This window comes from Streptomyces arenae, from assembly GCF_022343545.1.
GTDB lineage: Bacteria > Actinomycetota > Actinomycetes > Streptomycetales > Streptomycetaceae > Streptomyces > Streptomyces humi.
This window is the reverse complement of the sequence record NZ_JAKQYH010000063.1, coordinates 31383-44526: the sequence shown is the minus strand read 5'-3', so window position 1 is coordinate 44526 and position 13144 is coordinate 31383. Positions and strand designations below refer to the sequence as shown.

At 72.1% G+C, this 13144-nt stretch carries 11 protein-coding genes; 8 read left to right on the top strand and 3 right to left on the bottom strand.

Annotated features, from left to right (window positions below; translation table 11 throughout):
* Positions 1-14 precede the first annotated feature (14 nt).
* On the top strand, positions 15-1826 hold the full coding sequence (locus MB828_RS27700) for an ABC transporter ATP-binding protein (RefSeq protein ID WP_301650606.1): 1812 nt from the start codon (positions 15-17) through the stop codon (positions 1824-1826).
* A 74-nt stretch (positions 1827-1900) separates the two neighbouring features.
* Positions 1901-2809, top strand: a complete 909-nt coding sequence (gene mltG / locus MB828_RS27695) for an endolytic transglycosylase MltG (RefSeq protein WP_301650636.1) — start codon at positions 1901-1903, stop codon at positions 2807-2809.
* Positions 2810-2913: 104 nt separating this feature from the next.
* On the opposite strand, the gene MB828_RS27690 is transcribed toward mltG, so the two are convergent.
* Positions 2914-3990 (bottom strand): NAD(P)-binding domain-containing protein, encoded by a 1077-nt coding sequence (locus tag MB828_RS27690; RefSeq protein ID WP_301650605.1) that lies wholly within the window; start codon positions 3988-3990, stop codon positions 2914-2916.
* 84 nt (positions 3991-4074) lie between these two features.
* Here MB828_RS27690 and MB828_RS27685 point away from each other — a divergent pair, with 84 nt between their 5' ends.
* Positions 4075-4503, top strand: coding sequence for a secondary thiamine-phosphate synthase enzyme YjbQ (locus tag MB828_RS27685; RefSeq protein ID WP_133024936.1), 429 nt, complete (start codon positions 4075-4077; stop codon positions 4501-4503).
* A gap of 23 nt (positions 4504-4526) precedes the next feature.
* On the opposite strand, the gene MB828_RS27680 is transcribed toward MB828_RS27685, so the two are convergent.
* On the bottom strand, positions 4527-6011 hold the full coding sequence (locus MB828_RS27680) for a glycoside hydrolase family 76 protein (RefSeq protein ID WP_301650604.1): 1485 nt from the start codon (positions 6009-6011) through the stop codon (positions 4527-4529).
* A 111-nt stretch (positions 6012-6122) separates the two neighbouring features.
* The gene (locus MB828_RS27675; RefSeq protein WP_301650603.1) at positions 6123-7637 is read right to left on the bottom strand and encodes a glycoside hydrolase family 3 protein; all 1515 of its coding nucleotides are present in this window, start codon (positions 7635-7637) and stop codon (positions 6123-6125) included.
* Positions 7638-7917: 280 nt separating this feature from the next.
* On the opposite strand from MB828_RS27675, the gene MB828_RS27670 reads away from it, so the two are divergent.
* From MB828_RS27670 to MB828_RS27650, 5 genes are read left to right on the top strand one after another with little or no spacing between them, the layout of a single operon-like run.
* On the top strand, positions 7918-8991 hold the full coding sequence (locus MB828_RS27670) for a phytanoyl-CoA dioxygenase family protein (RefSeq protein ID WP_301650602.1): 1074 nt from the start codon (positions 7918-7920) through the stop codon (positions 8989-8991).
* Positions 8973-10280: a DUF6271 family protein gene (locus MB828_RS27665; protein WP_301650601.1), complete on the top strand. Its 1308-nt coding sequence runs from the start codon at positions 8973-8975 to the stop codon at positions 10278-10280. Before MB828_RS27670 ends, MB828_RS27665 begins: the two co-directional genes overlap by 19 nt.
* A gap of 8 nt (positions 10281-10288) precedes the next feature.
* A complete protein-coding gene (locus MB828_RS27660; protein ID WP_301650600.1) occupies positions 10289-11467 on the top strand; it encodes a type III PLP-dependent enzyme in 1179 nt (392 codons plus the stop codon).
* The gene (locus MB828_RS27655) at positions 11464-11976 is read left to right on the top strand and encodes a GNAT family N-acetyltransferase (RefSeq protein ID WP_301650599.1); all 513 of its coding nucleotides are present in this window, start codon (positions 11464-11466) and stop codon (positions 11974-11976) included. The genes MB828_RS27660 and MB828_RS27655 overlap by 4 nt, the downstream gene beginning before the upstream one ends.
* Positions 11976-13139: an MFS transporter gene (locus MB828_RS27650; protein WP_301650598.1), complete on the top strand. Its 1164-nt coding sequence runs from the start codon at positions 11976-11978 to the stop codon at positions 13137-13139. Before MB828_RS27655 ends, MB828_RS27650 begins: the two co-directional genes overlap by 1 nt.
* Positions 13140-13144 lie beyond the last annotated feature (5 nt).

Genomic DNA, 13144 nt, shown 5'->3' with positions numbered 1-13144 from the left:
CATCCGTAGGAGCCATGCCCCGAGACGAGATCAACTGGACCCCCGACGGCGCTTCGGCCGGACAACCCCGCCAGGTGCGCCGCATCCTCAGCCTGTTCCGCCCCTATCGCGGGCGCCTCGCGATCGTCGGCCTGCTGGTCGGCGCCGCCTCACTGGTGTCCGTCGCCACCCCCTTCCTGCTGAAGGCGACCCTCGACACCGCGATCCCGCAGGGCCGCACCGGACTGCTCAGCCTGCTCGCGCTGGGCATGATCCTCAGTGCCGTCCTCACCAGCGTCTTCGGCGTCCTCCAGACGCTGATATCGACCACCGTCGGCCAGCGCGTCATGCACGACCTGCGCACCGCCGTCTACGACCGGCTGCAGCGCATGTCGCTCGCCTTCTTCACCCGCACCCGCACCGGCGAGGTGCAGTCCCGCATCGCCAACGACATCGGCGGCATGCAGGCCACCGTCACCTCCACCGCCACCTCCCTGGTCTCCAACCTGACCAGCGTGGTCGCCACCGTCGTCGCGATGATCGCCCTCGACTGGCGGCTCACCGTCGTCTCGCTGGTACTGCTGCCGGTCTTCGTGTGGATCAGCCGCCGGGTCGGCAACGAACGCAAGAAGATCACCACCCAGCGCCAGAAGCAGATGGCCGCGATGGCCGCCACGGTCACCGAGTCGCTGTCCGTCAGCGGCATCCTGCTCGGCCGCACCATGGGCCGCGCCGACTCGCTCACCGCCTCCTTCGCCGACGAGTCCGAGCGTCTCGTCGACCTGGAAGTGCGCTCGAACATGGCCGGCCGCTGGCGGATGGCCGTGATCACGATCGTGATGGCCGCGATGCCCGCCGTCATCTACTGGACCGCCGGCCTGGCGCTCCGGACGGGTGAGGCGCAGATCTCGCTCGGCACCATCGTCGCCTTCGTCTCCCTCCAGCAGGGCCTGTTCCGCCCGGCCGTGAGCCTGCTGGCGACCGGCGTCCAGATCCAGACCTCGCTCGCGCTCTTCCAGCGCATCTTCGAGTACCTCGACCTGCCGGTCGACATCACCGAGCGGGACGAGCCCGTGCACCTGGACCGGGTGAAGGGCGAGGTCCGCTTCGAGGACGTCGGGTTCCGCTACGACGGCAAGGGCGGCCCGGTCCTCGACGGCATCGACATCACCGTGCCGGCGGGCGGCAGTCTGGCCGTCGTCGGGCCGACGGGCGCCGGCAAGTCGACGCTCGGCTACCTGGTTCCCCGGCTCTACGACGTCACCGGCGGCCGGGTCACCCTGGACGGCGTCGACGTCCGCGACCTCGACTTCGACACCCTCGCCCGCGCGGTCGGCGTGGTCTCCCAGGAGACGTACCTCTTCCATGCGACGGTCGCCGAGAACCTGCGCTTCGCCAAGCCGGACGCCACCGACGAGGAACTGCACGAGGCCGCCCGCGCGGCCCAGATACACGACCACATCGCCTCGCTGCCGGACGGCTACGACACCGTCGTGGGCGAGCGCGGCCACCGGTTCTCGGGCGGCGAGAAGCAGCGGCTGGCCATCGCGCGCACCATCCTGCGCGACCCGCCGGTCCTGATCCTCGACGAGGCGACCAGTGCGCTGGACACCCGCACCGAACGCGCGGTCCAGGACGCCATCGACGCACTGTCGGCCAACCGCACGACGCTCACCATCGCCCACCGGCTGTCCACGATCCGTGGCGCCGACCAGATCGTGGTCCTCGACTCCGGGCGGGTCGCCGAGCGGGGCACGCACGAGGAACTGCTGGAACTCGACGGGCGCTACGCGGCGCTGGTGCGCAGGGACGCCCAACTGGAGACGGCGGGGCGGCCGGCGGTGTGAGCGCGCGGCTCCGCCGACGAGCTGAAGATATGCCGGGTTTGCTGGTGTATGCGGGCTAATGTGCCCGCATGCAGATGAACATTCCGCGACGGAAGACGGTCCGACGGAGCCCGGTCACCGGGAACTCGTCGCGACGGAATCCGGCCCGACGGAACACGGTCCGGCTGACGCCCCGGGGCAGGGTCACCCTCGGCGTGGCCGGTGTCCTCGTGGCCGGCGCGGCCGTGATGGTGCCGCTGCTGACCCTGCACGGCACGGCCGGGTCCGCCACCCTGGTCATCCCCGAGGGCTGGCGTGCGTCCCAGGTCTACGACGCCGTCGACAAGGTCCTCGCCCTGCCGGCCGGCAGCACCAGGCAGTCCGTCGGCGGCGCGGACCTGCGACTGCCCGGCGAGGCCGCGGGCAACCCGGAGGGCTACCTCTTCCCGGCCAGCTATCCGGTGGATCGGGACGCGACCCCGCAGTCCGTGCTGCGGTTCATGGTGGACACCGCCAACCAGAGGTTCGGCAGGGCGCCTCTCGCGGCCGGCGCCCAGCGCGACACGATGAACCCCTACCAGGCGGTGACGGTCGCCAGCATCGTCCAGGCCGAGGCCGCGAACAAGGCGGACATGGGCAAGGTTGCCCGGGTCGTCTTCAACCGGCTCCAGCACGGCATGCCGCTCCAGATGGACGCCACCCTCAACTACGGCCTGGACCGCAGCACCCTCGACACCACCGTGGACGACACCCGGAGCGAGAGCCCCTACAACTCCTACCAGCGCATGGGCCTGCCGCCCACGCCGATCGACAACCCGGGCGAGGACGCGATGCGGGCCGCGCTGAACCCGACGCCGGGCGACTGGCTGTACTTCGTCACGGTCAGGCCGGGCGACACGAGGTTCACCGCCGACTACACGGAACACCAGCGCAACGTCGCCGAGTTCAACGCCACGCGCGGCGACCGGGGCCGGCAGCCGTCCCCCTCCGCACAGCAACACTGAGCGGCGGCCGTGGACCGGGGTGCCGGCCGTGGGCAGGAGGCGGGTGGCGGTCCGTGGTTCGGGCTGCGGTCCGTGGGGCTGGAGGCGAGGCTGTGGTGCGTGGGTCAGGCGGCGAGGGGTTCCCCGGCCAGCAGTCGCCTGATGTCCCGTACGGCCTCGCGGCCCGCCCGGTTGGCGCCGATGGTGCTGGCCGACGGGCCGTACCCGACGAGATGGACGCGCGGGTCGGCGACCGAGCGGGTGCCCTCGACGCGGATCCCGCCGCCCGGCTCGCGCAGCCGCAGCGGCGCCAGATGGTCCAGGGCGGCGCGGAACCCGGTGGCCCAGAGGATGACGTCGGCGTCGACGTGCCGGCCGTCGTCCCACTCCACCCCGTCCGGGGTGATGCGGTCGAACATCGGCTGCCGGTCCAGGACGCCGTCCGCCAGGCCCTGCCTGATCGCGTCGTTCAGCGGCAGCCCGGTGACCGACACCACACTCCGCGGCGGCAGGCCCTGCCGGACCCGCTCCTCCACCAGGGCGACCGCGGCCCGCCCCACGTTCTCGTCGAAGGGGCCCTCGCGGAAGACCGGCGGGCGCCGGGTGACCCAGGTGGTCGCCGCCGCGTACGGGGCGAGCTCCAGCAGGTGCTGGGTGCCGGACGCGCCGCCGCCGACCACCACCACCCGCCGGCCCGCGAACTCCTCCGGCCCCCTGTACTGCGCGGTGTGCAACTGCCGTCCCCGGAAGGTCTCCTGACCCGGGTAGCGCGGCCAGAACGGCCGTTCCCAGGTGCCGGTGGCGTTGATCAGCGCCCGTGCCGACCAGTCCCCGGCGCCGGTCTCCACCAGCAGCCGCCCGCCCTCGCCCTCACGTACCGCGCGGACGTCGACGGGTCGCCGTACCCGCAGGTCGAAGGTGCGCTCGTAGTCCGCGAAGTACTCCCCGACGACCTCGGCGGACGGCCGTGCCGGATCCGCCCCGGTCAGCTCCATGCCCGGCAGCGCGTGCATGCCGTGCACCTTGCCGTACGTCAGTGAGGGCCACCGGAACTGCCAGGCACCGCCGGGCGCGGGGGCGCGGTCGAGGACCACGAAGTCACGGTCCGGCTCGAAGCCCGTGCGCCGCAGGTGATAGGCGCTGGACAGACCGGCCTGACCAGCGCCGATGACGACCACTTCGACCTCGCGCACCTTGTTCACGCCTCTACCAACCAAGGGGTCGCCGGGGATCTTCCCGTACCACCGCTCGCACGGACGGCCCGGCACATGGGCCAGGATGGAGGCATGTCGGATGCCTTCACCACACGAGTGCTCAACGTCGCCACCGGGTCCCGGGAGCGGGTCGTCGACCTGACCGGCGACTGCGAGGCCTTCCTCAGCGAGGCCGCGGCCGGCCGCGACGGCCTCCTGAACATCTTCACCCCGCACGCGACGGCCGGTATCGCGGTCATCGAGACCGGGGCCGGCAGCGACGACGACCTGCTGGCCGCGCTGCACACCCTGCTCCCCGCCGACGACCGCTGGCAGCACCGCCACGGCAGTCCGGGCCACGGCCGGGACCACGTCCTCCCGGCGATCGTGCCGCCGCACGCCACGCTCCCGGTGATCGACGGCCGCCTGGAACTGGGCACCTGGCAGTCGGTGTGCCTGGTCGACACGAACAAGGACAACTTCGAGCGGAAGGTGAGGATCTCCTTCCTCGCCGGTTCCTGATTCCGCGCCGGTCTCCGAGCCCGTCAGGGCGCCGCGTCCAGCAGGTCGACGGCGCTCTGCTGGCGTGCCGCGTCCACCTGGTCGAGCGGCCCGTACCAACGCAGCCCGTACTGGTCCAGGGCGTTGCGGTCGTTCGTGCGGGCGCTGTCCGCCTGGCGCCTGAGGTACGCGGTGTACGGGTGGTCCGGCAGCACCGAGTTCAGCCTGCCGAGACCGCGCACGCCGGCGCCCTTGAAGGACGGCCCGTCGGCTCCGCAGTCACCGCTCTCGCAGGGGTCGCGCAGGATGCCCCCGGAGGTGTGGAGCAGCGAGGTGGTGGTGGCGGCGTCGGCGATCCGCCGGGCGTCGGTGAGCAGTCCGGCGTCGCCCGTGCCCCGGTACAGCTCGGCCAGGGCGCCGAGCAGCACACCCTGGTTGTACGACCAGACGGCCTGCCCGTTGTTGCCGCAGGTGGACAGGTCGACACCGTCGTTGACCAGGTGCGAGCCGTTGATCATTCCGGTGCCCTGGAACCAGGTCCAGCCGGCGCGGGCCCGGCCGAGGTACGTCGTGTCGCCCGCGATCCTGTTGTGCAGGGCGGCGTTGAGCTGGATGTACAGGGAGTTGGCGATGGCGTTCTTGTAGGTCCTCGCGGTGCTCCACCACACTCCGCCGCCACAGGTGGTGTCCCAGTAGGCCGCCATGTGGTCGGCGTCCGCGCGGGCCGTGTCCAGGTAGCGGCTGTCGCCGGTCAGGTCGTAGGCGGCGACCCAGGCGAGGCCCCACCAGCCGGTGTCGTCGATGTAGTCGTTGCGGAACCGGCCACCCTGCGCGTTGACGTTCAGGTCGTAGGTGCGGGCGATCGCGTACCGGTAACTGCCCATGCCCGTCACCCGGATGTTGTCGATGACCGCGGTCAGCGCGTTCGCCGAGTTCCACCAGCCGGTGGTGTCGAAGAGGCCGGTTCCGTAGTCGTAGGAGGCCATCAGGGCGGTGGCCGCGGCGGTGCGCGGTTCGCCCGCGTTCCAGGTGGTGCGGGCCCAGGGGGTGCACGCGATCTCGGCGCGGTCCCCGGCCTTTCCGCAGGCGCGCAGGGCGCCGACGCCGAGGTTGTTCCAGTCGTCGACGTTGTACATGAGTGTGCGCCAGCCGTGTCGGCCGGTGGGCACGCTGGTGTCGCCGAGCCTGCTGCCCGAGCTCCAGGTGCGGCCGCCGTCGAAGGACCGGTCGAGCCACACCTCGTCGCCCGGGCCGCCGTTGTCGACGGAGGCCCAGCCCATCGCGTCCGCGTCGTCGAAGTGCAGGACGACCGACCGTGAGTAGATGCTCGCCGTGACCGGCGTGCGGTCACCGGCGGCGAGCGCCGGGTCCCGCGCGTCGCAGTACTTGTTGCACACCGTGGCCGCCGCCGAGGTGGCGGCGGCGGATGCCTGGGGTGCGAGGGGAACGAGGACGGCGGACAGCGCGGCGGCGAGCAGCGCCGCCGGCCGGCGCGGGCGGCGGCTGCTCGGCCTGCGTACGAGGGGCATGGGGGCCTCCCTGCCTCGAGGGACGGACGTGAGAGCGCTCTCGGAAGGTAGGGAAGCGACAGGGAGGCGTCAACGTGGCCCGCGGGTACGGACGTTGCACTCAGGTCTGCCCTAAAGGGCACCCGCCAGCACCTCCGCGGCGGCGATCCCGGAGGCGGCCGTGGCCCCGTGCGTGAAGATCTGGGCGGCCGACGGGACGACGGTGCCGGGCAGGCCCATCTCGACGACGATCGCGTCCGGGCGGGCGGTGACGAGTTCCGTGAGGGCCCGCGCCATCCACGGGTGCCGGGCGGCGTCGCGGACCACCACGACCAGTGGGCGTCCCGACGCGGGGACCAACGCCTGTGTCTCCAGAGCGGTGTCGCCCGTCCGCAGGTCCTCGTGGCGTACCCGGGCCGACGTCGTCCCGGGCAGCCGCTCGCCCAGCGGGGCCGCCACGCCCCAGGGGGTCTCCTTGCCGATGGCCAGGTTGGTGGTGGGCGCCAGCTCCACCACGTGCGGCGCGGTGACCAGCGGGAGGACGTGCCGCACGGCCCCGGTCAGCCGGATGGCGCGGCGGGCGGCCGCGAACCCGATGCCGGCGGCGTCCCAGGCGGCGACGCCGGCCGGGCTGAGCCCCGCCGACCACGTCGCGAACTCCCGGACGCGCAGGCTGGCTTCGGCGAGCCGCTCCTCCGGGAGCTGTCCCGACCCGACGGCGTCCACGAGGGCGTCCACGAGCAGGACCGCGGTCGCCTCCTGGGCGTTCTCGCCGCCGACGCAGACGGCGTCCGCGCCCGCGGCCACCGCCCTGACCGTGGCCCCGCCGATCCCGTAGCGGCCGGCCACGGCGCCCATCTCGATGGCGTCGGTCACCACCATGCCGTCGAACCCGAGCTCCTGGCGCAGCAGTTCGTGCAGGATGCGGCGGCTCAGGGTGGCGGGCAGTTCGGGGTCGTAGGCCGGGACCAGCAGGTGGCCGCTCATCACCGCGCGCACACCCGCGTCGATCGCGGCACGGAACGGCGGCAGGGCCTGCTCGGTGATCCGCGCCCGGTCGGCCTCGTAGACGGGCAGGCCGTGGTGGGAGTCCACGGCCACGTCGCCGTGGCCCGGGAAGTGCTTGGCACAGGCGGCGACACCGGCCGACTGGAGTCCCCGGATCCAGGCCCCGGTGTGCCGAGCCACCACCTTGGCGTCGACGCCGAAGGACCTGACGCCGATGATCGGGTTGTCCGGGTTGGAGTTCACGTCCGCGCTGGGCGCGTAGTCGAGGCTCACGCCGGCCGTGTGTAGCTGCCGGCCCAGGTCGGCGGCGACGGCCTCGGTCAACTCGGTGTCGTCGACGGTCCCGAGCGCGAAGTTGCCCGGCCGGGTGGAACCGGTCGCCGACTCGATCCGGGTGACGTCCCCCGCCTCCTCGTCGATCGCGATGATCAACTCGGGGTTCTCCGCGCGTAGTTGCCCGGTCAGACGCGCGACCTGGCGGGGCGTGACGATGTTGCGGGAGAAGAGCACGACCGACGCGAGGCCGTCCCCGATCTCGCGCAGCACCCAGTCGGGGGCCTCGGTGCCCACGAACCCGGGCTGCAGGACGGAGCGCGCCAGTCGCCGCAACTCCTTGCCGCTGTGCTTGCTGGAGACCATAGCGTGCGCCCTCCCGTTGGTACAGACCAATGCGTCCCGCTCAGGCTAACCGTCGCTGTCAAGTGGCCCCGGCGTGTGCCCTGTTGGCGGCAACACGCCCTCAACCGGGATGTTTGACAGGTCGAGTTGGTCTAGTCCAAGTTGGTTGCACGCGAGTTCGAAGGGGCTGGTGTGGCCCGCGGTGCAGCGACCCTGCCGCTACGGTCCCCGCCCCGCACTCCGCGCAGTTGGCGGCCCGGCTGGGTCGCCGGTACCTGAGAACGAGGTGTGGAGCACCGTTATGCCCACGACTGACCGTTATCTCCATCGAGCGCCCTCGAACACCCCCTACTTCAGCTCGGACGGCGAGACCTACCTCGCCCCGACACCCCTGCGGGACCTGAAGAAGACCCGCCCCCTGCGCGTGCTGTCCGAGGAGGACTTCGCCTTCTGGCAGACCTACGGCTACGTGGTGGTCAAGCAGGCCGTCCCCGCCGCGTCGGCCCGCCGGCTCCTGGACTTCGCCTGGGAGTTCCAGGGACTCGACCCCGAGCGCCCGGAGACCTGGTACGAGGAGCGCGAGTACCGCTCCGACCTCGACCGGGAACTGCACATCTACGGCTTCGTCGAGGCCTACCACCACCAGCTCATCTGGGACAGCCGGCAGAACCGGCGGGTCTACGACGCGTTCGTCGACGTCTGGGACTGCGAAGAGCTGTGGGTGACGCTCGACCGGCTCAACCTGAACCCGCCCAACATCAGGACCCGGGACCGGGCCCTGATCCCGCGTACGGACGAGGGCTTCGACATCGAGCTGCACTGGGACGTCGACACCACGCTCGGCGTGCCGCCGCAGCGGGTGCAGGGGATCATCGCCCTGACCGACACCAGGCCGGAACTCGGCGGCTTCCAGTGCTGCCCCGAGCTGTTCAAACGGTTCGACCAGTGGAAGGCCTTCCAGCCCGAGGACCGCGACCCGATCCGGCCCAGGATCGACCGCGCGGAGTTCCCCGTGGTGCGACCGGAGCTGGAGGCCGGCGACCTGCTGATCTTCAACGGCCTGCTGGCGCACGGCGTGGCACCCAACACCGCCGACCAGGAGGTGCGCGCGGTCCAGTACCTCTCGATGATGCCGGCCCTGGAGTCCCACGAGACGCTCCGGCGTTCCCGGGTCGAGTCCTGGCGCACCCTCGCCACCCCCGACTGGAACGGCACGCTGCTCGGCGACGCCACCCGCCACGAGTCCCTGCGGTACGGGCGGGCCACGCTCGACGAACTCGGCGCCAGACTGCTCGGCCTCAGGTCCTGGACCGGGGCGGACCTCGACGGGACGACCCCGCCGGCCGGAGAAGAGACATGCGCCGAATCTGCCTGACCCTGCCGACCAACAGACCCTGCGCGGCGACCATCACGGCCGTGGCCGAGGAAGCGGCCTACGCCGTCCGGCACTTCGACGTCGAGGTGCACCTGCTCGTCCTGGACTCCTGCGCCGCACCGGCCCACGCGGAGCACGCCGAGGCCGTGCGCCGGATCCCGGCCGACCCGCGGATCGTCGTACACCACCTCGACGAGGCAGAGCAGCGGGACTTCCTCCGGCGGGCGATCGACCGGTCCGCGGCGCCGGACCCCGACCACCTGCTGGACCTGATGCTCCCGGCCGGCCTCTCCTACGGCGCCTGCACCAACCGCGCCTTCCTCCTCGCCGCCGGACTCGGCTGCGAGTCCGTCCACCGCCGGGACTCCGACAGCCGGTACCAGGTGGTGGACGGACGAACCGTCTTCCCCGTCCACCACGAACTGGCCTCCCTCGGCAGCCGGGCGGCCGACGCCGCCCGGCACGTCACCGAGACCACGCTGGCCGCCGACCACATGGACCGGCGGGTCGCCATGGTCGGCAGCTCCTTCATCGGCGAACTCTCCGTGGACATCGGGGAGATACTCCGCACCGACCCCGCCGTCTACCACGACATGGTCGGCCTGTGGGCCCCCGCCCACTGGTCCGACGAGCAGAAGACACAACTCGTCGACGAGTCCTTCCGAGGCGCCGGCACAGAGCCGTTCACCGCCGACCGCGCCACCCTCACCCTGGTCGACCCGATGCGCGTGGACATGTGCAACATCGCCTTCCACGGCCTGCACGAACGGGTCCCCCTGCCACCCGCGACCGACACGATCGGCAGCGACTACTTCCTGATCCACCTGGTCCACGACGCCGGGCAGCCCGGCGTCCTGCACAACCGGAACATCGTCAACTTCTACACCGGCGAACGCCGCACCGACGCCGGGTTCACCGCCTACCAGCTGCGCTTCGTCAAGTTCCTGCTGTCGATGCTCTACTTCAACTTCGTCTACGACCGGATGGCGCGGGCCGGTGCCGCCCTGCTGGACGACCGGGGAGAGGTGCGCGCGTCCGTCGTGGCCCGGCTGGCGAGGGAGAGCGCCGGGCTCGACCGCGGCGAGAACATCCACCGGCTGGACGTCCTCGACACCGCGTACCGCAAACTCGGCGGCCGCTACGCCGAGTTCGCCGACCTGCTGGCACGGCGCCGCGAACGGCTCCTCGACGAGGCGCGCCGTGACATCGAGGACTTCGCCCTGCTGGTGGAGGCGTGGGAGCCGCTGGTGCGGGCGGCCGCGCTCACCTCCGTACCGCGGCGACGGTGAGGGCGACGATGACGCACGAGTCCGCACCGCTGCTCGCCGCGCTGGCCGGCGCCACCGAGGACCGCATCTTCTTCGACCTGACCGGAATCGAGAACCGCTACGACACCCTCCGGCGCGAACTGCCGGACGTCGATGTCCGCTTCGCCATGAAGACCTGCCCGGTGGACGAGGTGCTGACCCACCTCGCCCGCCTGGGCGCCGGGGTCGACGGGGCGAGCCCCAGCGAACTGGAGCAGGCGCTGCGCGCCGGTGTCCCGGCCGGCCGGACGCACTACGGCAACACCGTCAAGTCCGACCGGGACATCGCCGAAGCCCACCGCCTCGGCGTCCGCGACTTCGTGACCGACAGCGCCGAGGACCTGGCGGCCATCGCGGCCCACGCCCCGGGAGCCCGGGTCTTCTGCAGGCTCGCGACCAGCGGCGACGGGGCGCTGTGGGGGCTGAGCAACAAGTTCGGCTGCGCACCCGCGGACGCGGTCCGGATCCTCCAGCGGGCACGGGAACTCGGCCTGACCCCCGCCGGCCTGTCCGTGCACGTCGGCTCCCAGCAGATGACGGCGGACGCCTGGCACCACGCCGTCGAGTGCCTGGCGGACGTCCTCACCGCCCTCACCCGGCGCGGCATCGTGCTGGACCACGTCAACCTCGGCGGCGGCCTGCCTGCCCTGGGCTACCTCGACCGGTACGGCCGGCCGCTGGAACCCCCGCTGGACAAGATCTTCGCCGTCATACGCGAGGGCATGCGCCACCTCAGAAAGGTCCACGGCGACCACCTCGCGTTCGTCATGGAACCGGGCCGCCACCTCGTCGCCGACCACGGAGCCATCCGGGCCCACGTGGCCCGCCTCGCCGAGCGGCGGGGGCCGGACGGCGAGCACCAGTACTGGCTCTACCTGAGCTGCGGCAAGTTCAACGGCCTCTACGAGATGGACGCGCTGCAGTACCCGCTCGTCTTCCCCACCCACCCCGACGCCGAGTACGTCCCCGCCGTCGTGGCGGGCCCCACCTGCGACAGCGACGACGCCTACCCCCAGGGACACGCCCTCGTCCCCGTCCCCCGCGACCTGGCGTCCGGCGACCCCGTCTGGGTCCTCGCCACCGGCGCCTACGCCATCAGCTACACGACCCAGGGCTTCAACGGCTTCGCCCCGCTCCCGTACACCTGCGTCGGCGAAGGACACCTGTGAACCGGGACGGCGTACGCATACGCCACATCGCCGACACCGACTGGGACGCCGTCGCCGCGCTGGAGGCCCGCGCCTACGCGGAACTCGGCCTGTCCGAGGGGAAGTCGGCCCTGCGGTCCAGGGCGGACGCCTCACCGGAGACCTGTTTCGTCCTGGACGTCGGCTCGCGGCCCGCCGGATACGTGCTGGCGCTGCCGTATCCGCCGTTCAGCTACCCGGACCTCCGACGGGCCGAGGAGCCCGCGGCCCCCGCGCAGCGTTCGGGCAACCTGCACCTGCACGACCTCGTCGTCGCCGAGCGGCTGCGCGGCAGGGGACTGGGACAGCGTCTCCTCGACCACCTCACGCTGACCGCCGGCGCGCGCGGCTTCGAACGGATCTCGCTGATCGCCGTCGGCCACAGCGAACGGTTCTGGTCGGCGCGCGGATTCACCGCCCACCCGGGGATCGCTCCGGGCGGATACGGCGCGAACGCCGTGTACATGTCCCGAGTCGACGAAACGAGTTGATGTGCGTGTTCCCCGTCCGTGACCCCTTCCAGCGCGGCCAATGGGCCATCGCCGCGCTGTTCTGCTCCCTCGGCTTCCAGTACGCCACCTGGGCCTCGCGCATCCCTGCCATCAAGGCGGACCTCGGGCTGACCGCGGCCGAGGTCGGGGTGCTGCTGATGGCGGCCGGCATCGGCGCCGTGGCGTCGTTCCCGCTGGTGCCGGTGCTCATGCGACGGCTGGGCTCGGCACGCCTGTCGCTGCTGTCGGCCCTCTGCCTGACCCTGCTGCTCCTCGGCCTCGCCCTCGCCCCGGACTACCCCGTCGCCCTGCTGGTCATGGTGGCCGACGGCGTGTGCGTGGGATGCCTGAACGTGGCCATGAACGCCCAGGGAACGGCTCTGGAGACCCGGTACGAACGCAATGCCATGGCCAGGCTGCACGCGACGTTCAGCGCAGGCTCCCTGCTCGCCGCGCTGCTCGCCTCCGGCATGAACACGGCCACCTCCTCCGTCACGGCCCACTTCGCGGTCGCCGCCGCGGTCCTCGTCCTGCTGGCGGCCCTGGCCCGGCCCGGTCTGCTCACGGACGAGGCTCCCGCGGCGCCGAAGCAGAGCAGGAACCGAACCGGCTGGAGCCTGCCGTCGCGCGTCACGCTCTGGATGTGCTGCGCCATGGCGTTCGGCACCGTGACCGAGGGCGCCATGAACGACTGGTCCGCCCTCTACCTGAAGGAAGTCGCCCGGTCCACCGCCGCGTTGGCGCCCATGGGCATCGCCGTGTTCTCCGGCATGATGGTGCTGGCCCGCCTCTTCGCGGACGGCTGGCGCACCCGCTGGGGCGACGGCCGCGTGGTGCTGTTCGGCAGCGCCCTGGCCGCCGCCGGGCTGGCCTTCGCCCTGGTGAGCGGGGGAGTGGTGACGGCCCTCCTCGGGTTCGCGTGCGTCGGGCTGGGCTGTGCGGCGGTGACCCCGTGCGTCTACGTGGCCGCGGCGAAACAGGGCTCGGAGGCGCTGGCCCTGGTCGCCGCGATGGGCACCACGGGCCTGCTGGCCGGGCCACCGCTCATCGGGTTCGTGGCGGGCTCCAGCAGCCTGGTCTGGGGCCTGGCCGTGGTCGCGACGGCGGCGGTCGTGGTCGCCCTGAGCAGTACGCGGATCCAGTGGACGCCGGCGAGCGGCTGACCCGC